The organism is Pandoraea pneumonica (assembly GCF_049918595.1).
GTDB lineage: Bacteria > Pseudomonadota > Gammaproteobacteria > Burkholderiales > Burkholderiaceae > Pandoraea > Pandoraea pneumonica_A.
This window is the reverse complement of the sequence record NZ_JBNCRZ010000005.1, coordinates 322,571-344,449: the sequence shown is the minus strand read 5'-3', so window position 1 is coordinate 344,449 and position 21,879 is coordinate 322,571. Positions and strand designations below refer to the sequence as shown.

The window sequence follows — 21,879 nt, the reverse complement described above, 5'->3', positions numbered from 1 at the left end:
CATGAGCCACGACGCCATCGATCTGAAACGCCCCCTGTCCGATCTTGCCGCTGCCCTCGACAGTGGCCGTACTACCAGCCGTGACCTGACCGAGCAAGCCCTGTCGCGCATTGCCGATCCGGCGGGCCAAGGCAATGTCGTCTTCACGCAGGTCGATGCCGATGCCGCGCGCGCAGCCGCCGATGGCGCAGACGCCCTGCGCCGCGCCGGTGTGCGCCTGTCGCCGTTGATGGGCGTGCCGGTGTCGGTGAAGGACCTGTTTGATGTGGCCGGACAAGTCACGCGCGCCGGGTCGAGCGTACTCGCCGACGCCGCACCGGCCAAACACGACGCCCCTGCCGTGGCGCGACTGCGTCAGGCAGGCGCGGTGATCGTTGGCCGCACCAACATGACCGAGTTCGCGTTTTCCGGACTGGGCCTAAATCCGCACTACGGCACGCCGCGCTCGCCGTGGCAGCGCGAGAGCGGCCACGTTGCCGGTGGCTCGTCGTCGGGGGCCGCGGCATCTGTCGCCGATGGCATGGCGGCGGTGGGGCTGGGCACCGACACGGGTGGCTCGATTCGGATTCCGTCGGCATTTTGCGGCCTGACCGGCTTCAAGCCGACTGCCTCGCGCACGCCGCGCGATGGCGCTGTGCCGCTGTCGACCACGCTGGACTCGGTGGGGCCGATTGGCCGCTCGGTCGACTGCTGCGCTTGGGTCGACGCGATTCTGTCGGGTCAACCGGTCGTTGAAGCGCCTGCCGCACCGCGCGCAATCAAAGGCATGCGTTTTGGCGTGCTGACCAACTACGTGCTCGATGGCGCAGAACCCGCCGCCCTGGCCATCTATGAGCGCGCACTCGCCGCGCTGGCTAAGGCGGGTGCAACGCTTGTCGAGTTCACGTTTGCGCCCTTCGACACGCTGCCCGCGATCAACCGCTTCGGTTTTTCGCCGATTGAAGCGTTCGCATGGCATCGCAAGCTGCTGGCCGAGCGCGCCGAGGGCTATGACCCGCGCGTGCTGGTCCGTATTCGCAAGGGCGAGCCTGCCAGCGCCGCCGACTACATCGACCTGATCGCTGCGCGAGCCGCGCTCATCGGGGCGGCGAATCCGGTTTGGCAAAGTTTCGACGCCGTGCTGTGCCCGACGGTGCCGCTCACGCCCCCGGCCATCGGCCCGCTGGAAGCGAGCGACGACACTTTCACCACGACTAATGCGCTGGTGCTGCGCAACCCCACGGCGATCAACATGATCGACGGCTGCGCGTTCTCGCTGCCGTGTCAGGGGGCTGGCGAAGCCCCGATCGGCTTGATGGTGAGCGGTGCCGCGGGTGACGACGCCCGCCTGTTCCCGGTTGGTCGCGCCATCGAACAGACGCTGCGCGGGGCGGGTCTGGGCGCTTGATGCCGAGGCCGGGATGACACCCCGGCCGGTCTCATTGCCACGTTTTCGGGAACCCTGCGAGTTTTGATAGCTCGCAGGAGAGGCAACCGTCTGATTTTTGGGCAGAAAGTTCCGTAATTTTTCGTCTCACGCGCGAATCGAGGCGGGGTTACAATGCCTGCCCATGTGCCCAACGCCCGCATCAAACGGGCGTTTGCGGGCATCAGCGTGCCGTCTGTTATCCAATAGTCCACCCGCCCGAAGTGACATGAACGCTCAAATCGAACCGGCTCTGCGCCGCGAACGCTCGTTGTATTTCCTGCTCACCCTCGTCTGCCTCGCCTTGCTTGGCGGCGCGCTGTACTTCCAATACGTGTTGCACGAAGACCCCTGCCCGCTGTGCATTCTGGCGCGCTATGCGCTGGTGCTGATTGCGATCTTTGGGCTGGTGGGCGCAGTGTCGCGCGGTTGGGCGGGGATTCAATTCGCGCGCGTACTCGCCGCGTTGTCCGCCATTGGCGGAATGGCAGCGTCGGCCTATCTGATTTACGTGCAGGCCAACCCGATGGTGAGTTGCGGTTACGACGTGGTCGAAGCGTTCGTCGATGCCCTGCCGACCTCGCGCATGCTGCCTCAAGTCTTCCAGGTGCAGGGGATGTGCCAGACGATGTACCCGCCGATTCTCGGCCTGACGCTGCCGATGTGGTCGCTCGCGGCGTTTGTGGTGATTTTCCTGGCGCTGGCGTTGCATCGTCCGCGTCGTGCGATTTCGCTGCGCTAAGGCGTCGTTATCAACTGCGGGATCCGGGCGCCTGCCGAACGCGGCAGCGCCCGGCACCGATTCCCCCCTCGCTCAGGCGCTCAGCCGCTCAGCCGTCTAACTTAGGGCCGACCGGCCACCGTGGTATCTGCGGCGCCATTGCCAGCGCCAGACCCAGCAGTACCTGCCGCATCCAATTCCGTTGCCACTTCTGCCACACGTCGGCGCAGCCACGTCACTTCCGGGGCCGCATGCGTACGTTCATGCCAGAGCTGATAGAAGCGCATCGGCGGGAACTGGAACGGTGACGGCAGCACGCGAATCGGCAGATAGCGCGCATAGTGCTGCGCGAACTGGCGGCCGGTGGTGAACACCAGATCCGTGCGCATCAGCACGTAGGGCACAAGCCCGAAATACGGCATCGTCATCTGGATGTTGCGCCGCAAGCCCTGCTCAGCCAGACAACCGTCGATAAAGCTCTGACGCTCTGCCACATAGGGCGTCGGCGCCAGATGCGGCAATTCCAGATAGTGCTTGAGCGAGATGCCCTTATTCGCGAGCGGATGCTGTGCGCCGAGCATGCACACCACTTCGTCGTCGAACAGGCGCGACATATGCAATTGCGGCGGCGGTTCGAGCCAGTTGCCGATGACGACGTCGAGCGAGCCATTTTCCAGCGCTCCGGCGTAGTCGAACCCCGCATTGATCGGCTGAACGTGCAGTCGTGCCGACGGCGCGTCACGGCGCAGCACTTCGGCGATATTGGGCAGGAAAACGGCGTCCAGATAGTCAGGGGCGCCCAGCCGGAAGGCCCGCGTGGTGGTCTGCGGGGCGAATTCCGTGGCCGGATGGGTAATGCGGTCGATGGCAGCCAGGGCGTCGGTGGCAAAACCCAGCAATTCCCGGCCGCGCTCGGTAGCGACCATGCCGCTCTTGCCGCGCACCAGAATGGCGTCGCCGGTAATTTCGCGCAGGCGGCGCAGCGAGTTGCTCACGGCCGGTTGCGACTGCCCCAGCTTGAGCGCCGCGCGCGAGACACTTTGTTCGGTGAGCAGCGTATGAAGCACCCGCAGCAGGTAGGCGTCGATCTGTTCGCGGGGTCTTTGCATGGGGCTTGGGGGCTCGGTGGACGTATAAAACGTCTGATATCAGGGGGATGGGTCATAGTTTATGACAATGCCGCGTCATCGGGGCGACCGAATAGCCATCATCATGGCCCCGAAATATTTACCTCCCGCGCCGGTGCTATCTTCGCCTCATCCCCATGCCGGAGCAGTCCCGGCACATCGACAACAATTCACTGCACTACACTGAGAATCATGGAGACACAACCCATCCGCTTTTTCTACCGCGGCAAGGTGCACGAGGTCACGGGCGAGGACACGACCCGCACCGTGCTCCAGTACACCCGCGAAGACCTGCATTGCACCGGCACCAAAGAGGGTTGTGCCGAAGGCGATTGCGGTGCCTGTACCGTCGTCATCGGCGAATTGGCTGGCGATGGCGATGTGTCTCTGCGCGCGGTCAACGCGTGCATCCAGTTTCTCCCCACGCTCGACGGCAAGGCCCTGTTCACCGTAGAAGACCTGCGCGCCCCCACAGGCGAGCTGCACCCGGTGCAACAGGCGCTCGTCGACTGCCACGCTTCGCAATGCGGCTTCTGCACGCCCGGCTTCGTGATGTCGCTATGGGCCATGTACCTGAACCGCCCCGAGTCGGCGGGCTGCCCGAGCCGCCGCGAAATCGACGACGTGCTCTCCGGCAACCTGTGCCGCTGCACCGGCTATCGTCCGATCGTCGACGCCGCGCAAAAGATGTACGACCTGCCGCGTCACGAATTCGACCGTGCAGCACTCGCCAAACAGCTCCAAGCGCTGCAACGCGGCGAGATGCTCAGCTACGAGCACGATAACCACCTGTTCCACGCCCCGCGCACGCTCGCCGAGCTGGGCACGCTGCGCGCCGCGCATCCGGAAGCCCGTATTCTCGCGGGCAGCACCGACGTGGGCCTGTGGGTCACCAAGCAATTCCGCGATCTCAAACACCTGATTTATATCGGGCAGGTGGCGGAACTGCGTGAGATTTCGGAAGGTCCGAACGGCATCTACGTCGGCGCAGGCGCCCTGCTCAACGATGCTTTCGATGCCTTGGTCAAGCACTACCCCGAACTCGCCGAACTGCGTCAGCGCTTCGCGTCGTTCCCGATTCGCAATGCGGGCACGCTCGGCGGCAACGTCGCCAACGGCTCGCCCATCGGCGACTCCATGCCGGGCTTGATCGCGTTGGGCACCTCCATCGTGCTGCGCCGCGAAGACCGCGTGCGCGAAATGCCGCTCGAAGACTTCTACATCGCGTATCAGAAGAGCGCCTTGGAAGCCGGTGAATTCGTGCAGGGCATTCGTGTGCCGTATCCGGGCACCGCACAGCGCTTCCGTACGTACAAGCTGGCCAAGCGCTTCGATCAGGACATCTCGGCCGTGTGCGCCGCCTTCGCTGTCGAGCTCGATGGCGATGTGGTGCGCTCGGCGCGTGTCGCATTCGGCGGCATGGCCGCCACGCCCAAGCGGGGTGCGGCCATTGAAGCGGCGCTGAACGGTCAGCCGTGGAACGAGGCGAGCGTGCGGGCGGCGATGGCTGCACTGCCGACGGACTATCAGCCGCTGTCGGATATGCGGGCGACGAGTGCTTACCGGCTCGCAGGCGCGCAGAATCTGCTGTATCGTTTTTTCCTGGAAACGCGTACCGACGCGCCGCTCGCGGCACACGAGGTCAATGCGTTCGCCACTGTCTGACCGGAGTTGCCCCATGAACACGCAAGTTGAAGGCTTCATGACGCAGACCGGTACCACCGCGGCAGCGAGCGCCCAGGTGGGCCGCTCGCGTCCGCATGAATCGGCAGTGCTCCACGTGGCTGGCGAAGCCACTTACACCGACGACATTCCTGAAGTGCAAGGCACGCTGCACTGCGCACTGGGCCCGTCGCCCAAGGCGCACGCACGCATCGTGTCGCTCGATCTCGAGGCCGTGCGCAACGCGCCGGGCGTGGTGGCCGTGCTGACCGCCGCCGATATCCCCGGCGTGAACGATTGCGGTCCGGTCATTCACGACGATCCGATTCTTGCCGACGGCATCGTGCAATACATCGGCCAGCCGATGTTTGCCGTGGTCGCTGAATCGCATGACGCGGCACGCCGCGCAGCACGTCTGGCGAAGGGCGAGTACGAAGATCTGCCCGCCATCCTCACGCCGCAGGCGGCCAAGGCCGCTGGCGCAGGCGTGTTGCCGCCGTATCACCTGCGCCGTGGCGACGCCGACGCCGCACTGCAAGCCTCGCCCAACCGCCTGACAGGCACGTTCGAATGCAATGGGCAGGAGCAGTTCTATCTCGAAGGGCAGATTTCGTACGCCATTCCGAAAGAAAACGATGGCGTGCACGTCTACTGCTCGACGCAGCACCCGACCGAAATGCAGATGCTCGTCTCGCACGCGCTGCATTGGCACAGCCATCAGGTGCTGGTCGAATGCCGCCGTATGGGTGGCGGGTTCGGCGGCAAGGAATCGCAATCGGGCCTGTTCGCCTGTGTGGCGGCCTTGTGCGCCACGCGCCTCAAGCGTCCTGTGAAGCTGCGTCTCGACCGCGACGACGACTTCATGATGACGGGCAAGCGTCACGGCTTCTACTTCGAATACGACGTGGGTTTCGACGACACGGGCCGCATTACCGGCGCGAAAGTCGACATGACCCTGCGTGCGGGCTTCTCCGCCGACCTGTCGGGTCCGGTCGCCACGCGCGCAATCTGTCACTTCGACAATGCGTACTACGTGCCCGACGCCGATCTGCGCGCGCTGTGCGGCAAGACCAACACGCAGTCGAACACGGCATTCCGTGGTTTCGGCGGCCCGCAAGGCGCGCTGATCATGGAAGTGTTGCAGGACGCTATTGCGCGCCGTCTGGGCAAAGATGCGCTCGACGTGCGCCGCGTGAACTTCTACGGCACGACCGATCGCAACACCACGCCGTACGGGCAAACCGTGAAGGACAACATCATTCACGAGCTCGTCAGCGAACTGGAAACCACCAGCGAATACCGCGCGCGTCGCGAGGCCGTGCGCGAGTTCAATCGCACGAGTCCGGTGCTGCGCAAGGGGCTGGCGCTCACGCCGCTCAAGTTCGGTATCTCGTTCAACGTGCAGGCTTTCAACCAGGCCGGTGCGCTGGTGCACGTGTACCGTGACGGTTCGATGCTGGTCAATCACGGTGGCACCGAGATGGGCCAAGGTCTGAACACCAAGGTGGCGCAAGTCGTGGCGCACGAGTTGGGCGTCGATCTCTCGCACGTTCGCGTAACGGCAACCGACACCAGCAAGGTCGCCAACACCTCGGCGACGGCCGCCTCGACCGGCGCCGACCTGAACGGCAAGGCTGCACAGAATGCCGCATGGCAGATTCGCCAACGACTGGCCGCCTTCGCCGCGCAGAAATACGGCGGCTCGGCCGACGACGTGCGCTTCGCGAACGATGTCGTAAGCGCCAACGGCACTGACGTTCCCTTCCCCGACCTCGTGGAAGCGGCGTACTGGGCACGCGTGCAACTGTGGTCGGACGGCTTCTACGCCACGCCGGGTCTGTCGTGGGATGCCGCGAAGATGAACGGCAATCCGTTCTACTACTTCGCGTACGGTGCGGCCGTCTCTGAAGTCGTGCTCGACACGTTGACCGGCGAGTGGCGTCTGCTGCGCGCCGACGTGCTGCACGACGCGGGCAAGTCGATCAATCCGGCGCTCGATATCGGGCAGGTGGAAGGCGCGTTCATTCAGGGCATGGGCTGGCTGACGACCGAGGAATTGTGGTGGAACAAGGACGGCAAGCTGATGACGCATGCCCCCTCCACGTACAAAATTCCCGGCATCAGCGATTGCCCGACCGACTTCCGCGTGGCGCTCTTCGAGAACACCAACGTCATGGATTCGATCCACCGCTCAAAGGCGGTTGGCGAGCCGCCGTTGCTGCTGCCGTTCTCCGTGTTCAATGCGTTGCGCGATGCTGTCGCCAGCGTGAACGACTATCGCGACGAACCGGTGCTCAATGCCCCGGCCACATCCGAGGCGTTGCTCATGGCGATTACCGAGTTGCGCACGCGGAGCGCTGGCTAATGCACCGCTGGGTCGACGCCGCCCACAAACTGCTCGCACGCGGTGAAGCCGCCGTGTTGATTACGATCGCGCGTGTCGAAGGCTCGGCACCGCGCGAAGCGGGCACGCATTTGCTCGTCACACGTGAGCATGTGTGGGAAACCATCGGCGGCGGCCATCTCGAATGGCGTGCGATGGAAGTCGCGCGTCAACTGCTCAAGCAGTACGGGCAACAAGGCGGACGCCATCTCGAGCGTTTCGCCTTGGGCCCGAGTCTGGGCCAGTGTTGCGGCGGTGCCGTCACGCTGGCGTTCGAAGTGCTGACCCTCACCGATCTGGCGTGGGTCAGCGCCTTGCATAAGCGACTAAGCGCTGGCGAATCGAGTCTGCGCAGCGTCGCCTTCGGTGCTCCCGGTGCCAATGCCGTGACGAGCCAGCAGCAAGGCGGCCCGGTGTTGCTGACCGAACTCGATGCCAACGAGCCGCTGGCGCATCCCCATACGTTGACGCGCGATGCCGACGACGCCGCCTGCGCCTTCTGGCAAGGCAGCGACGGTTGGCTGTGGCTCAGCGAGCGACTCGCGCCCAGCGACTTTCATATCGTGCTGTTCGGCGCGGGCCATGTCGGCCAAGCCATCGTGCAGGTGTTGTCCACCCTGCCCTGCCGCGTGACATGGGCCGACGAGCGTCACGAGACGTTCCCCGACACCGTTCCGCCCAATACCGTCGTCGAATCCACCGACACACCCGAAGCCGTTGTCGCCGACGCGCCGCCGGGGGCGTACTTTCTCGTGATGACGCACAACCATGCGCTCGACCAGCGGCTGTGCGAAGAAATCTTCAAACGCGAAGATTTCGCGTATTTCGGGCTGATCGGCTCGATGACGAAGCGCCGCCAGTTCGAGCACCGTCTGCGCGATCGCGGCGTGCCGCCCGAGCGCTTCGAACAAATGATTTGCCCGATCGGTGTGGCCGGTATCACGGGCAAGGCGCCCGCGACGATCGCCATTGCGGTGGCTGCGCAGTTGCTCCGTGTGCGCGAACAGCAGATGCGCCTGAGCGCACCTGCCGGCACCACGGATGACGCCGCCGCAAACCGTGGCGACACTCCCGCCACCCGTCCCGAGCGTGTCGACGCGTCGATCTGACGCGCGGCTTTTCACCGATTGCCCCAACGCCATGCACGCTTCGCACGCCCGACGCGCGCTCAGACGCACGTGACCGGCACAGGCCTGCGACGGTAGAATCCCGCCCAATCCCCCAACGAGAACATCACATTCCATGCCACTCACGCCCGAATTCGCCAAGACCATCTGCGCCATGCCCAAGGCGGAGCTGCATTTGCATATCGAGGGCACGCTGGAGCCCGAGCTGATTTTCCGGCTGGCGGAACGCAATGGCGTCAAGCTGCCGTATCCGAGCGTGGAGGCCTTGCGCGACGCGTACGCCTTCACCGATCTGCAATCGTTCCTCGACATTTATTACGCGGGCGCAAGCGTCTTACTGACCGAAGACGACTTCTGCGACATGACGCGCGCTTACATCGAACGCTGCGCGGCAGACAACGTGCGTCACACCGAAATCTTTTTCGATCCGCAGACGCATACGGCACGCGGCGTCTCCATCGAGACCGTCATCAACGGCATCGAGCGGGCGTTGGTCGAAGCCGAGACCAAATACGGGATCACGAGCCGTCTGATCCTGTGTTTCCTGCGCCATTTGCCGGAAGAGGACGCTTTGCAGACGCTGGAGACGGCACTGCCGTACTTCAACAGCCACGGGCATCGTTTGATCGGTGTCGGCCTCGATTCGTCGGAACAGGGCCACCCGCCGTCGAAATTCACTCGCGTGTTCGAACGTTGCCGTGCGCTGGGTTTGCGCATCGTGGCGCACGCGGGCGAAGAAGGGCCGCCCGCGTACATTCACGAAGCACTGGACACCCTGCGTGTCGAGCGTGTCGATCACGGCGTGCGCGCCATTGAAGACGAAGCGCTGCTGGAGCGCCTTGCGCGTGAAAGGATTGCATTGACGGTGTGCCCGCTATCGAATGTGCGTTTGAAAGTCTTCGAAGAGATGGGGCAACACACGCTGCACCAGTTGTTGAAGCGCGGCTTGGCCGTGACGATCAACTCGGACGACCCGGCGTATTTCGGTGGCTATTTGAACGAGAATTTCCTGGCGACGTTCATCGCTTTGGACATGACGATGGACGATGCCTACACGCTGGCGCGCAATAGCTTTGAAGCGTCGTTTATCGATGAAAGCGCAAAGCACGCGCTAATTCGCGAATTGGATGAATTCCGCGCGGCAAACCCCACGTAAGCATGAAATAAACGCGTCGCGATCACAAAAAACGCCCGAAATCTTTTCGGGCGTTTTTTTATGGTTTGCACGGGAATATGAGACGCCAATCTGAGAACCCACCGCATCCCGCGAGAATGTAAGCACGATGTATTAGCCCCGGGTGATGACCGACATTCCGCATAAGGAATATTTTCAACAGATGCGAATGCTATTTTTCGAGCGTGCCCAAATGCGCGCTAATCGGTGCCCCCACATCGATACGTCAAGAGGCACTCGACATCTAAGAACATCGGAGACAACACCCCATGGACTCATCGCTCAGCCCCCCGGCAGGCAGCGCCGCGCCCGAAGCGGCACAAGACACCACGCGCGTGGCGGGCGCGCAGCCTGCATCGGCACTCGATCGATATTTCGGTATCACGGCACTCGGATCGACTTTCCGTACCGAAGTGATAGCGGGTATCACCACCTTCCTCGCGGCGATGTACATCATCGTCGTGAACCCGGCCATTCTGTCGAAGACCGGCATGGCCTTCCCGGCAGCGCTCACGGCCACCGTGCTCATCAGCTTCTTCGGCAGCTGCGCCATGGGCCTGTACGCCCGTAACCCGGTGCTCGTCGCCCCCGGCATGGGCCTGAACGCCCTGTTCGCTTTCACGATGGTGCACGGCGTCGGCATGCCGTGGCAGACTGCGCTGGGCTGCGTTTTCTGGTCGGGCATTCTGTTCGCGCTGCTCGCTGCACTGAACGTGCGCCGCTTCGTCGTCGAAGCCATTCCGGCGAACCTGCGCTACGCGATTTCGTGCGGTATCGGCCTGTTCATTACGGTGATCGGTCTGGTCAATGCCAAGCTGGTCGTGAGCGACCCGGTCACCGTCGTGCGTCTGGCGCATCTCTCGCCGCCGACGGTCACGTTCCTGATCGGTCTGGCGCTGACTACCGTGCTCGTCGCCCGCCGCGTGAACGGCGCGCTGATGATCGGTATCGTCGTCACCACGCTGATGGCCATTCCCATCGGCCGTTACTGGGGCGACGGCTCGGCGTATTTCCCGAAGGAAATCGCGACCGCCACGCTCGTGAACTTCCAAGGCTTCTTCGCCGCGCCCGACTTCTCCGGCATCGGCCAGCTCGACCTGCTCGGCGCGCTGAAAGTCGCGTACATGCCGTTCATCTTCGTGATGCTGTTCACCGCGTTCTTTGATACCCTCTCGACCTTCATGAGTATCGCCGAAGCCGGTAACATGAAGGATCGCGACGGCAATCCGCGCAATATGCGTCAGGCCATGATCGTCGATTCGTTCTCGGTGCTGATTTCCGGCCCGCTCGGCACGAGCCCGGCCAACGCCTACATCGAATCCGCAGCAGGCATTGCACAAGGCGGACGCACGGGTTTGACCGCCGTCGTGTGCGCGTTGATGTTCCTGCCGTTCCTGTTCCTCTCGCCGATGCTCTCGCTGGTACCGGCCATCGCCACGGCCCCGGCGCTGATTCTGGTGGGCGTGTTCATGATGGAATCGGTCGCGCGCATCGAATGGCACCGCATGGACGAGGCCATCCCGAGCTTCATCGCGCTCGTGATGATCCCGATTTCGTACTCGATTACCGACGGCATCGCATACAGTTTCCTCGCGTTCGTCGTGCTCAAGCTGTTCACCGGGCGCGTCAAGGAAATCAAGCCGGCGATGTGGATCGTCGCCGCGCTGGCAGTGCTGCTGCTCACGCAAATGTAACGACATAAGGACCCTGCAAATGTCCACCACGACCCAAGCCTTGCGCGCCGTACGCGCGCAACTGGTCTACTTCACGCACGACCCCGCACGCGCCTATCTCGACGGCACGCCGGGCACCGTGCATCACACCGACGGTATCGTCGCGTATGAAAACGGCCGCATCACCGCCGTGGGCGACTACGCCAAAGTGGCGCCCACGCTGCCGCCGGGCACGCCCATCGACGACCTGCGCGACAAGCTCATCACGCCAGGCTTCATCGACACGCATATCCACTATCCGCAGACCGACATGATCGCGTCGCCGGCACCCGGCCTGCTGCCTTGGCTCGAGAAGTACACCTTCCCGACCGAGCGCCGCTTCGAAAACCCGGAATACGCCGCCGACGTCGCGCAGTTCTTCCTCGACGAACTGCTGCGCGGCGGCACCACCACCGCACTCGTGTACTGCACCGTGCACCCGGGCTCGGCCGACGCCTTTTTCAAGGCGAGCGATGCGCGCAACCTGCGCATGGTGGCGGGCAAGGTCATGATGGACCGCAACTGTCCGGAATTCCTGCGCGACACCGCCGAGACCGGCGCGCGCGACAGCGAAGCGCTGATTCAGCGCTGGCACAACCACGGCCGCCAACTGTATGCCCTCACGCCGCGTTTTGCACCGACGTCGACCGAAGCGCAACTCGGCGTGTGCGGTGAGCTCGCCCAGCAGTATCAAGACGTGTTCATTCAAAGCCACGTCGCCGAAAACACCGACGAAGTCGAATGGGTGCGCTCGCTCTTCCCGGGCCACCGCAGCTACCTCGACGTGTACGACCACTACAAGCTGCTGCGCCGTCGCGCCGTCTACGGTCACTGCATCTGGCTCGACGACCACGACCGCCGCCGCATGTTCGAGACGGGCACCGTCGCCGCACATTGCCCGACGTCCAATCAGTTCCTCGGCAGCGGGCTGTTCGACTTCGCGTCGGCCGAAGCCACGCGCATGCCGGTGACGCTGGCCACCGACGTCGGCGGCGGCTCCACGTTCTCGATGCTGCAAACGATGAACGAAGCGCATAAGGTCGCACGCCTGTCGGGCTATCACCTCACGGCCGAACGCATGTTCTATCTGGCCACCGAAGGCGCCGCGCACGCGCTGGATCTGCACGGCACTATCGGCACGCTGGCCGTGGGCGCCGAAGCCGACTTCGTGGTGCTCGATCCGAAGGCCACGCCGTTGCTGGCACGCCGCTCGGCGCTGGCCGAATCGCTCGAAGAACTGCTGTTTGCCTTCGCCATGCTCGGCGACGACCGCGCAATCGCCACCACCTATGCCGCCGGCAAGCCGGTGCATCGACGCACGGCGCACTGACGTCGACGCGCCGACGCTGGCGCGCTGCTGCTGGCGCACTGATGCCGTGCATGACTTTGTTGCACTGCTTACGCGTGGGGACGTACGCCGCTGCCTTGGCGCGGCGCACGTTCCTCCGCGGTCGCCGACCGTGCGCAAGGGGCATGCGGTCGGGGATCTCCTTGGGCGGCTTCGGCCGCCCTTTTTTGCATGGGCGCCCCGGCGATTCGCGCGCTGCGCGTCAAGGCGCGGCAAAACGCCACTGATGCGCGGGGCTTCACTTGCGCGTCACGATTCGGATGCTATAATCCGCTCCGATTCATTGGGGAGTAGCCGCCCTGTCGTGCACATTACGCATCACGTGTACCGATAGGGGCGTACGTCAACAGACTTGGCCGATTCCGGCTATGGCGTGCGCAGCCTAAGGGCCTGGCGAGACCGATGACGATGCTTCCGCCAACCGGGCCGGGATGCATTGTCATTGGCTCGCATTTACATGGCCCGGCGGAGAAAAATAAGGTGTCCCCATTCCTCATCTCGACCGGCGTCGTCGGTCTCGCCGAAATCGGCGACAAAACCCAACTGCTGGCCCTCGTTCTCGCTGCGCGCTTTAAAAAGCCCGTACCGATCATTCTTGGCATTCTGGTCGCCACGCTCGTCAATCACGGCTTTGCCGGTGCGCTCGGCGAATGGCTGTCGACCGCCATCAGTCCGTCGATCATGAAGTGGGCCGTCGTCACGTCGTTCATCGGCATGGCGATCTGGATTCTGATTCCCGATAAGGTCGACGACGAAGACGCCACCACCAAGCGCAAGCTCGGCGTGTTCGCCTCCACGGTGCTCACGTTCTTCATCGCCGAAATGGGCGACAAGACGCAGATCGCAACGGTGATGCTCGCCGCGCGCTATCAAGACTTCTTCGGCGTCGTGGCCGGTACCACGCTCGGCATGATGCTCGCCAATGTGCCCGCGGTGCTGGTCGGCCACAAGTTCTCGGGCCGCCTGCCCACGCGTGCCGTGCATGCGGTCGCCGCCATCATCTTCCTGGTGCTCGGCATCATCACGCTGATGCAGTAAAACAAAACGCCGGACAAGGTGCCGCACCCATACCAACGGTGCGACGCCCTGCCCGGCGTTTGTATGACTTGTCACATGACAATGCGGCAAGCGTCGCGCCGCGTTGCCGCTTCACACATCACTTCCCGACTTTCTGCTCCACGTTGACCGTGCGCCCGCTCGGGAACGGCAACTGCTTGAGTGCCGCATCGATCAGGTACGGCATGGTGGACGCCAGCGACGTGCCGCCATCGCTCGTCTCGGCGGACACGCGGTACACCTCTTTGCCGCTCGCCCGATCGGTGAAGCGCAGTTGCAGGCCCTTGAGCGCATACGGATAGTCACGCTCGATATAGGCCGGGCCCGCGCCCCAATACGGGTTGCCGTACCAACCCCACGGGCGGCCCCAAGGCCCCCACGGTCCCGGCGCGAACATCGGGTCATACGCAGGTTCTGCCACACGCATCATCTGCTGGCTGATGCCGTAGCTCATCCCCACCAGATAGTGCGCCGACGACGAACTCTGCTCGGAGAAACCGTCACCGGCCAGCCGGTTGCGCAGCCACTGCTCGTAGGTCGCGTGCTCCTGATTGTTCTGCTGCTCCGGGGTACGCGTGAGCGCATAAGTGCGCGGCCCGTCGAAACCCGGTGAGTCGCCAAACGCGGTCACCTGGCTCGTGACCGTGCTGGCACAACCGGCCAGCAACGCGCTGGCAGCGACCAGCGTCGCCATTCCCCATTTTTTCCACATGATTCACTGCTCCAGAGAAATGCCAAGTACGGCAAAGCGCGCCCCTCGCGCCGATTTAAGCATAGGACGGCACCTCGTGCACCATCCCGACACTTTGACGTGCGAGCCGGCACAAAATTCTGCAAATTTTGCTGGCGCGCACCAAGGCAACAGCCTGCGCGCGCCAATCCGTTACAATTTGTGAATCCTTGGCCGTCCGCAAAATCACCGTCCATGCTCAGAACCGATATCGCTGGCCTTATTCAGCGCTCCGACTATACGCCCCCGGCGTACCTGATCGACACCGTCCAACTCGACTTCGACCTCGCTCCCGACGTCACCACCGTGACCAACCGCATGCGCTTGCATCGCAACCCGGCAGGCGCGGGCGGCGATCTCGAGCTGGTCGGTCAGGGCCTGCAACTGGTGAGCCTCGAAGTCGACGGCAAGCCATGGACCGGCTACCGCACCGGCGACGAAACGCTGAGCGTCGAAGCGCCGCCCGAAGCGTTCGAGCTCACGCTCGTCACGCGCTGCTGCCCGCAGGAGAACACGTCGCTGATGGGCTTGTACGTGTCGGGCGGCAATTTCTTCACCCAATGCGAAGCCGAAGGCTTTCGCAAGATCACCTACTTCCTCGATCGTCCCGATGTCATGGCGACTTACACCGTCACGCTGCGCGCCGATCGCGAAGCGTATCCGGTGCTGCTCGCCAACGGGAATCTGATCGACAAGGGTGACCTGCCCGATGGCCGTCACTTTGCCATCTGGGACGACCCCTTCAAGAAACCGAGCTATCTGTTCGCCCTCGTCGCCGGCCGTCTCGTGTGCCGTGAAGCGCGCATCGTGGCGGGCGACGGACGCGAGAAGCTGTTGCAGGTCTGGGTTCAGCCGCAAGACCTCGACAAGACCGAACACGCGATGGACTCGCTCATCAATTCCATTCGCTGGGACGAAACGCGCTTTGGCCGCGTGCTCGATCTGGACCGCTTCATGATCGTCGCCGTGAGCGACTTCAACATGGGCGCGATGGAAAACAAGGGCCTGAACATCTTCAACACGAAGTATGTGCTGGCCGATGCCGCCACCGCGACGGACGACGACTTCGGCAACATCGAAGCCGTGGTCGGCCACGAGTACTTCCACAATTGGACCGGCAACCGCGTGACCTGCCGCGACTGGTTCCAGTTGAGTCTCAAGGAAGGTCTGACGGTCTTTCGCGACCAGGAATTCTCGGCCGATATGATGGGCTCGGAGTCGGGCCGCGCGGTCAAGCGTATCGACGACGTGCGCGTGCTGCGTCAAGCGCAGTTCCCCGAAGACGCGGGCCCGATGGCCCACCCGGTGCGCCCCGAGAGCTACGTCGAGATCAACAACTTCTACACCGTCACCGTCTACGAGAAAGGCGCCGAAGTCGTGCGCATGTATCAGACGCTGCTCGGCCGCGACGGCTTCCGCAAGGGCATGGATCTGTACTTCGAGCGTCACGACGGCCAAGCCGTAACGTGCGACGACTTCCGTGCCGCAATGGCTGACGCCAACGGACGCGACCTCACGCAGTTCGGCCGCTGGTACAGCCAAGCCGGTACGCCGCGTGTGACCGTCGACGCCTCGTACGACGAAGCCGCCCGCACCTACACGCTCACGCTCACGCAGCGTTGCCCGAAGGTCGGCGTGGAGTTGCACGACACCGCCCTCGTCAAACAGCCGTTCCATATTCCGTTCGCCGTCGGCCTGCTCGACCGCGACGGGCGCGACATGGCACTGCGTCTGGCCGGAGAACCTGCCGATGCACCGACCGCCACCACGCGCGTGCTCGACTTCACGCAGGAGCGTCAGAGCTTCACCTTCGTGGACGTCGATCACTCGCCGATGCCGTCGCTGCTGCGCGGCTTCTCCGCGCCGGTGATCGTGGAGCACGAGTACACCATCGACGAACTCGCGTTCCTGATGGCGCACGACAGCGATCCGTTCAACCGCTGGGAGGCCGGTCAGCGCCTGGCCACGCGTCAGTTACTGGCGCTGGTTGAATCGATTCAGATGGGCCAGTTGCCGAGCGTCGACAGCTACGTGCTCGAAGCCTTCCGTCAGGTACTGCGCGACGAAACACTCGATCCGGCGTTCCGTGCGCAAGCGCTCACGCTGCCCGCCGAGTCGTATCTCGGCGAACAGATGGCGGAGATCGACCCGGCGGCCATTCATGCGGCGCGTCAGTATCTGCGTCAACGTTTGGCCGCTTCGCTGCACACCGAATGGCTGGCGGCGTATCACAATCACCGTGTGCCGGGCGCGTATCGTCCGGACGCCGCCTCGGCAGGCGAGCGCGCGCTGAAGAATCTGGCGCTCTCGTATCTGATGGAATTGTCGGACGCTGGTGTGGCGCAGACCGCACGCACGCAGTACGACACGGCCGATAACATGACCGATCGCTTCGCCGCGCTCACGGCGCTTGTGCAACGTGGCGGTGCTGCACGCGACGGCGATGCGGCGCACGGGCAGAATCACGCGGCCGAAGCGCTCGACGACTTCTATCAACGCTTTGAACACGAAGCACTCGCCATCGACAAATGGTTTGCCTTGCAGGCCATGCAGCGCGGCGACGGCAGCCATTGTGTGATCGATGCGGTGCGTGCGCTCATGCGTCACCCGGCGTTCACGATCAAGAACCCGAACCGCGCCCGCTCGCTGATCTTCAGCTTCTGTAGCGGCAACCCGGCGCAGTTCCACGCCGCCGACGGTTCGGGCTATCAGTTCTGGGCGGAACAGGTGCTCTCGCTCGACGCGTTGAACCCGCAAGTCGCCGCACGCCTCGCCCGCGTGCTCGACCGCTGGCGCAAGTACACGCCGACGCTGCGCGATCACATGCGCAACGCGTTGCAGCAGGTGGCGGCGCACAAGACGCTGTCGAAAGACGTGCGTGAAATCGTGGAGAAGGCGCTGGCCTAAGCAGGGCCTAAGCAGCAGCACCGGCCTCACAGCGGTGACAAAAAAGGCGATGCGAGAAATACGCATCGCCTTTTTTCATGGCAGTCGGTCGCGTCGAAGCGCGTGGCTCCGATAGCGCTCAGGCAGGACGGCGCACGATCAATCGACATACGCGCTTGCCCGAGCTCGCGCTCGTGACGTCCTCTTCGTGCAGCACGACACCCTCGTGCAACGCGGCGCGCACGACGTCCGGCGCGAAGGCGCTATACAGACGTCCGTCCGCATGGCGCTGGTCGGTTCCTTCGGTCACGCGCCACGACACGTAGAGCACACCACCGGGGCGCACCAGCGTCCAGAGTCGGTCGGTCGCAGCGGGCACGTCGGCTGCGTTCAGATGCATGAGCACCGTCTCGCAGACCACGTTATCGAAGGTTTCCGTGACGTTCTCGAGTTGCGGCAGCTTGCCCACATGGAACGAGACCCACGGAAAGTGCTTGCGGGCGAGTTCGACCAGCGCGGGTGAGTTGTCGTAACCCACCACATCGAACCCTGCCTGCGCCAGCCACGCCGCATCTCGCCCGTTGCCGCAGCCGACGTCGACCGTGCGCCCACCCGGCACGAAGTGACGCACCAGCAGCGCGTACATATCGTCGGGCGGCGGCTGGTTGAGCCAATCTTCGCTGTAGCTTGCGGCATTGGCCTCGTAAGCCGCTTCGGTTTTCAGATCCGCCATGGTCTCGTCCTCCAAAGGACGTAAGAAGTCAGAGGTTGAAGCCCCCGGTTTTACTGCGAAATCTTCTCCAGCGCCACGTCACGCGTGCGCGGCCCCATCAGGCCGATCGACAGCATGACCACGAGCATCGCCAGCGAGATGAACACGAATACGCCCGTCACGCCGAAATTGCGCAGCACCGATGCGATCAGGAACGCCGTGAAAATCGCGGAGAAACGGCTCCACGAATACACGAAGCCGACCGCGCGAGCGCGAATGCCCGTCGGGAACAATTCCGTCTGATAGGCGTGATAGCTGTACGACATGATGTTGTTCGCGAGCGTGAGCCCGATGCCCATCGCGATCAGCAAGAACGACGACGTGACCTGCGAGAACACCAGCCCGCACACGATGCCGATGCCTGCGGTCCATACGATGGCGTGCTTGCGCTCGACCTTGTCGGCCATCCACAGGCCAATCAGCGGCCCGATCGGAGCGGCCAGCGCGATCACGCTCGAATATGCGAGGCTCGTGGTGACGGTGATGCCCTGCTTGATAAGCAATGTCGGCACCCAGTTGGCGAAGCCGTAGAAGCCCACCGTCTGGAAGATATTGAACAGAATCATCATGATGGCGCGCTTGCGATACGGCGGCACCCACATGTCGCCGAAGGCACTCTTAGGCACCACCGGCTCGGGCACGCCCGGCGGCGGCAGCGGCTTGCCGTATTCGGCGGCCACCTTCGCTTCGAGCGCACTCAGCACGCGATCGGCTTCCTCCAGACGCCCTTTTTGCGCCAACCAACGCGGGCTCTCGGGCAGCGCACGGCGAATCCACCACACGAACACGGCCCCGTGCGCGCCGATAAGCACCACCCAGCGCCAGCCTTCGAGCCCCAGAAATTCACGCGGCACGAGCCAGTAGGCGAGGAATGCGACAACTGGCACGGCCGTGAACCCCACCGCCTGTTCGCACGCAAACGCGCGGCCGCGAATCTGCTTGGGCACCAACTCGGCGATATACGTGCCGATGGTGACGAGCTCGACGCCAATACCCAGCCCGACGATGAAACGCCAGAAGTTCACGCCCGTGGCCGTCTCTTGAAACGCCATGATGACGTTGGCGACCGTGTACCAGAGCAGCGAGCCGGTGAAGACTGCGCGGCGCCCGAAGCGATCCGCGAGAAAACCGCAAGCGATCGTGCCGATGAATAAACCCGAGAAGAGCGCAGCAATGAAGCTCGCCACGCCCGTCGTGCCGAATAGCCCCGGCGTGGTCGGCGTCAGAATGCCGCTTTTAACCAGCCCCGGTGCGATGTAGCCGGTGTAGAGCAGATCGTAGAGCTCGAAGAAGAAGCCGAGGCTCAGCAGCACCACCAGTTTCCAGACCGTCCGCGTGGGCGGCAGGCGGTCGAGACGGGCGGAAATGTCACCGGCGGTGAGGCGGGTTGTGGCGCGCGCATTTGCAGCGGCCGATGTGGCGGGCGAAGAAGGCATCGAAACTTGGGGGGATGGCATGAAAGTCGTCTCCGGGCCTGTCCGGTCATGGCCGAACAGCTTTTTGTCGACGCAGCCCCTCACGGATTTACGTGGGCGCTACGCCGCGATACACCATGAATCAACAGGCGCGAGGCCGAAATTCTGCCACGAATGATGCTGCGTCTGTCACCGCTTTCCACTCACTTCTCATGCACAACGAAAAATTGCGATGTTCAGCAACGGCAGCACGGCACCATCGTTGCACCGACACCACACAGCACGTCGTTTCGGTTTCATCTCCCGACACAGCATCGGCTCACGTCGTGCGACGCAACTCGTCGAAACTGGTAATACGTCCCGCCAACGCACTCGCCGCCACCGTATAAGGGCTCGCGAGCCACACGTTGCCCGGCCCCGAGCGTCCCGGGAAATTGCGATTGATCGCACTGATCGTGACCTGATCGGGCGACGTCGATTGCCCTGGCCCACAGTTCGCGCAAGCGCCGCAGCCCGGCATGATCAGCGTGACGCCAGCCGCCTCGAATGTCTTCAAATAGCCGCGCGACTCGCAGTACGCGCGCACATCCATCGTGCCGAATTGCAGGAAGAGCGAACGCCCGGGTGCGACGCGCAGGCCGTGCTCCAGCCCCCACGCGAGCACGTCGTGATAGGCGTCGAAGTCGTCGCGCTTGCCTGCGGTGCATGAGCCGCCGTAGGCAATGTCGATGGATACCGGCGCTTCCAGCGCATTGAGTGCCACGCCGTTGCCGGGGTCCCCCGGGCGCGCAAGCATCGGCGTAAGCGACGACGCATCGATGCGGATCACATCGCGATACACCGCATCGGGGTCGCTCGTCATCCACGCCTCGAGCGTGAAGTCGACGCCACGGCGGTTTTTCAGGAAGGTCACCGTTTTCTCGTCGGGCGCGACGATGCCGGTGAAGCCGCCCAGCTCGGCCACCATATTGGTGAGCGTGGCGCGCTCGTCGATGGACATGGCGCGCACAGCGCCGCCGCCGTATTCGAAGACCAGCCCGATCGCGCCGCCACTGCGAATCGCGTCGAGATGCAGCAAGTGCAGCACGACGTCCTTGGCGGTCACACCCGGCGGCAATTCGCCATCGATGTCGATACGCAGCGTCTCGGGCACCTTGCAGCGCACATAGCCCGTCGTCCAGCTATTCGCGATATCCGTCGCGCCTGCGCCGAAGGCGAGACAGCCGAGCGCGCCCGCGTGAGGCGTGTGCGAATCGGTGCCGATCACGATCTGCCCGGGCAACGCATAACGCTCTGCCATCAGCGCGTGGCAAATGCCGTCGGCCCCCGCGGCACCGTCCAGTTCGCCATGGGCGAGCACGGGGTAGCGCGCGACGAATTCCCGATGCCCATCGGTCAGGTTCGCCACCCCGGGCAACAGCCCCTGTTTGACATGCGGATAACTCTGCGCGGCCAGCACGAGGTGATCCTGAAACGCGATGATGCGGGCCGGATCGTGCAACGGCGCGGGCTCACCGAACGCGCGATGCATCAGGTGGGCGCACATGCCGGTGAAGTAGTCGTGCGAGAACCGCCAGTCGACCGCCACGAACACGCCGTCGCCGCGCGCAGCGCCGGGCGTCGCCGGATGCAAACGGCGCGCGATGATCTTTTCCACGAGCGTTCGCGGCGGTGCGTCGGCCGCCGTCACTTTCGACTCAGTCGCGGGTGACGGCCACTCGGCAAACTTGCTGTACGCGAGCAGCCCGCCGCTGCGGATAATCTGCTGCGTGAGCGCGTCGCGGCCCTTGAGAAATTCGGTAATGGGGATGGCTTCGCCCGCGAGAATACGGTCGAGTACGCCGAAGTCGGTCGTCGTCAGAATGCCGATGTTGTCGCAGTTCTGCTGATAGATGCGCTCGAAACTCTCGGCGACGATCAGCCGGATACCGGCGGACAACTCGGCGAGCGGGCTCGATTCGCGCGACGAGCCTTTGCCGTAGCGCTTGCCCGCCACGGTGACCTGAAAGCCACCGCGACGGATATCGTGCTCGCCGATGGGGAGCTCGTTTCCCGCTTTGAAACCGACGTAGGGATAGCGGCCAAGACGCTCGTCGTAAGTGAGCATGACCGTGACGGGCGTGATCTCGTCGGTCGAGACGTTGTCACGCAGGGCGCCGGCCTCGGCGAGGGTGACGGTGTCGCCCGCGATCTGCCGGCGCACGATGGCCGGGTCGTCGGACAAAAACAGCAAGCGGCCGTCGAAACGAATGGTGTCTTCCATGCAGCGATTACCTCCGAAAGACAGCATAGCGGCGGCGATTCACGCCTGCCGTGCCGTCTTGGCAATCCCGGCATGACGGTTTGCGAAGGCCTCATCGC

15 protein-coding genes and 1 riboswitch are annotated in these 21,879 nt (G+C 63.8%); of the genes, 10 read left to right on the top strand and 5 right to left on the bottom strand.

All coding sequences use genetic code 11. The annotated features are described in order from the left end of the window. Position 1 precedes the first annotated feature (1 nt). Both ACPWR9_RS21675 and ACPWR9_RS21670 read left to right on the top strand, forming a co-directional pair. On the top strand, positions 2–1,387 hold the full coding sequence (locus tag ACPWR9_RS21675; RefSeq protein ID WP_426300491.1) for an amidase: 1,386 nt from the start codon (positions 2–4) through the stop codon (positions 1,385–1,387). Positions 1,388–1,634: 247 nt separating this feature from the next. Continuing rightward, positions 1,635–2,147, top strand: a complete 513-nt coding sequence (locus tag ACPWR9_RS21670; protein WP_426300489.1) for a disulfide bond formation protein B — start codon at positions 1,635–1,637, stop codon at positions 2,145–2,147. A 101-nt stretch (positions 2,148–2,248) separates the two neighbouring features. On the opposite strand, the gene ACPWR9_RS21665 is transcribed toward ACPWR9_RS21670, so the two are convergent. Beyond that, complete coding sequence (locus tag ACPWR9_RS21665) at positions 2,249–3,235, bottom strand: LysR substrate-binding domain-containing protein (RefSeq protein WP_426300487.1); 987 nt, start codon at positions 3,233–3,235, stop codon at positions 2,249–2,251. A 210-nt stretch (positions 3,236–3,445) separates the two neighbouring features. On the opposite strand from ACPWR9_RS21665, the gene xdhA reads away from it, so the two are divergent. From xdhA to ACPWR9_RS21630, 7 genes are all read left to right on the top strand, one after another. Continuing rightward, positions 3,446–4,918 carry a xanthine dehydrogenase small subunit gene (gene xdhA, locus ACPWR9_RS21660; protein WP_426300485.1) on the top strand — a complete coding sequence of 491 codons (1,473 nt, stop codon included), beginning with the start codon at positions 3,446–3,448 and terminating at the stop codon, positions 4,916–4,918. A gap of 13 nt (positions 4,919–4,931) precedes the next feature. Beyond that, positions 4,932–7,280, top strand: coding sequence for a xanthine dehydrogenase molybdopterin binding subunit (gene xdhB, locus ACPWR9_RS21655; RefSeq protein WP_426300483.1), 2,349 nt, complete (start codon positions 4,932–4,934; stop codon positions 7,278–7,280). Next, positions 7,280–8,407: a xanthine dehydrogenase accessory protein XdhC gene (gene xdhC, locus ACPWR9_RS21650; RefSeq protein ID WP_426300481.1), complete on the top strand. Its 1,128-nt coding sequence runs from the start codon at positions 7,280–7,282 to the stop codon at positions 8,405–8,407. Before xdhB ends, xdhC begins: the two co-directional genes overlap by 1 nt. Before the next feature lie 133 nt (positions 8,408–8,540). After that, positions 8,541–9,581, top strand: a complete 1,041-nt coding sequence (locus ACPWR9_RS21645; RefSeq protein ID WP_426300478.1) for an adenosine deaminase — start codon at positions 8,541–8,543, stop codon at positions 9,579–9,581. Between the two features lie 287 nt (positions 9,582–9,868). Further along, on the top strand, positions 9,869–11,293 hold the full coding sequence (locus ACPWR9_RS21640) for an NCS2 family permease (protein WP_246182674.1): 1,425 nt from the start codon (positions 9,869–9,871) through the stop codon (positions 11,291–11,293). A gap of 19 nt (positions 11,294–11,312) precedes the next feature. Further along, on the top strand, positions 11,313–12,641 hold the full coding sequence (guaD, locus tag ACPWR9_RS21635; protein WP_426300476.1) for a guanine deaminase: 1,329 nt from the start codon (positions 11,313–11,315) through the stop codon (positions 12,639–12,641). Between the two features lie 291 nt (positions 12,642–12,932). After that, a riboswitch (yybP-ykoY riboswitch) is annotated at positions 12,933–13,116 on the top strand. Positions 13,117–13,139: 23 nt separating this feature from the next. Next, positions 13,140–13,697 (top strand): TMEM165/GDT1 family protein, encoded by a 558-nt coding sequence (locus ACPWR9_RS21630; RefSeq protein ID WP_426300474.1) that lies wholly within the window; start codon positions 13,140–13,142, stop codon positions 13,695–13,697. Positions 13,698–13,815: 118 nt separating this feature from the next. Here ACPWR9_RS21630 and ACPWR9_RS21625 read toward each other — a convergent pair whose 3' ends face one another. Further along, a complete protein-coding gene (locus ACPWR9_RS21625; protein ID WP_426300472.1) occupies positions 13,816–14,427 on the bottom strand; it encodes a DUF4136 domain-containing protein in 612 nt (203 codons plus the stop codon). 213 nt (positions 14,428–14,640) lie between these two features. On the opposite strand from ACPWR9_RS21625, the gene pepN reads away from it, so the two are divergent. After that, positions 14,641–17,352, top strand: coding sequence for an aminopeptidase N (pepN, locus tag ACPWR9_RS21620; RefSeq protein ID WP_426300470.1), 2,712 nt, complete (start codon positions 14,641–14,643; stop codon positions 17,350–17,352). A gap of 118 nt (positions 17,353–17,470) precedes the next feature. Here pepN and ACPWR9_RS21615 read toward each other — a convergent pair whose 3' ends face one another. The 3 genes from ACPWR9_RS21615 to ACPWR9_RS21605 all read right to left on the bottom strand — a co-directional run bounded on the left by ACPWR9_RS21615 (position 17,471) and on the right by ACPWR9_RS21605 (position 21,781). Further along, the gene (locus tag ACPWR9_RS21615) at positions 17,471–18,064 is read right to left on the bottom strand and encodes a class I SAM-dependent methyltransferase (RefSeq protein ID WP_426300468.1); all 594 of its coding nucleotides are present in this window, start codon (positions 18,062–18,064) and stop codon (positions 17,471–17,473) included. Positions 18,065–18,114: 50 nt separating this feature from the next. Continuing rightward, positions 18,115–19,539, bottom strand: coding sequence for an MFS transporter (locus ACPWR9_RS21610; protein WP_426300654.1), 1,425 nt, complete (start codon positions 19,537–19,539; stop codon positions 18,115–18,117). Positions 19,540–19,837: 298 nt separating this feature from the next. Continuing rightward, positions 19,838–21,781 (bottom strand): aconitase family protein, encoded by a 1,944-nt coding sequence (locus tag ACPWR9_RS21605; protein ID WP_426300466.1) that lies wholly within the window; start codon positions 21,779–21,781, stop codon positions 19,838–19,840. Between the last annotated feature and the right edge of the window lie 98 nt (positions 21,782–21,879).

Excerpts from the sequence above, each read along its gene's own strand:
- ACPWR9_RS21605 (WP_426300466.1), bottom strand. The coding sequence starts at position 21,781 with ATGGAAGACACCATTCGTTTCGACGGCCGCTTGCTGTTTTTGTCCGAC.
- xdhB (WP_426300483.1), top strand. The coding sequence starts at position 4,932 with ATGAACACGCAAGTTGAAGGCTTCATGACGCAGACCGGTACCACCGCG.
- ACPWR9_RS21645 (WP_426300478.1), top strand. The coding sequence starts at position 8,541 with ATGCCACTCACGCCCGAATTCGCCAAGACCATCTGCGCCATGCCCAAG.
- guaD (WP_426300476.1), top strand. The coding sequence starts at position 11,313 with ATGTCCACCACGACCCAAGCCTTGCGCGCCGTACGCGCGCAACTGGTC.
- pepN (WP_426300470.1), top strand. The coding sequence starts at position 14,641 with ATGCTCAGAACCGATATCGCTGGCCTTATTCAGCGCTCCGACTATACG.
- ACPWR9_RS21670 (WP_426300489.1), top strand. The coding sequence starts at position 1,635 with ATGAACGCTCAAATCGAACCGGCTCTGCGCCGCGAACGCTCGTTGTAT.
- ACPWR9_RS21640 (WP_246182674.1), top strand. The coding sequence starts at position 9,869 with ATGGACTCATCGCTCAGCCCCCCGGCAGGCAGCGCCGCGCCCGAAGCG.
- ACPWR9_RS21625 (WP_426300472.1), bottom strand. The coding sequence starts at position 14,427 with ATGTGGAAAAAATGGGGAATGGCGACGCTGGTCGCTGCCAGCGCGTTG.
- ACPWR9_RS21665 (WP_426300487.1), bottom strand. The coding sequence starts at position 3,235 with ATGCAAAGACCCCGCGAACAGATCGACGCCTACCTGCTGCGGGTGCTT.
- ACPWR9_RS21675 (WP_426300491.1), top strand. The coding sequence starts at position 2 with ATGAGCCACGACGCCATCGATCTGAAACGCCCCCTGTCCGATCTTGCC.
- xdhA (WP_426300485.1), top strand. The coding sequence starts at position 3,446 with ATGGAGACACAACCCATCCGCTTTTTCTACCGCGGCAAGGTGCACGAG.
- ACPWR9_RS21615 (WP_426300468.1), bottom strand. The coding sequence starts at position 18,064 with ATGGCGGATCTGAAAACCGAAGCGGCTTACGAGGCCAATGCCGCAAGC.
- xdhC (WP_426300481.1), top strand. The coding sequence starts at position 7,280 with ATGCACCGCTGGGTCGACGCCGCCCACAAACTGCTCGCACGCGGTGAA.
- ACPWR9_RS21610 (WP_426300654.1), bottom strand. The coding sequence starts at position 19,539 with ATGCCTTCTTCGCCCGCCACATCGGCCGCTGCAAATGCGCGCGCCACA.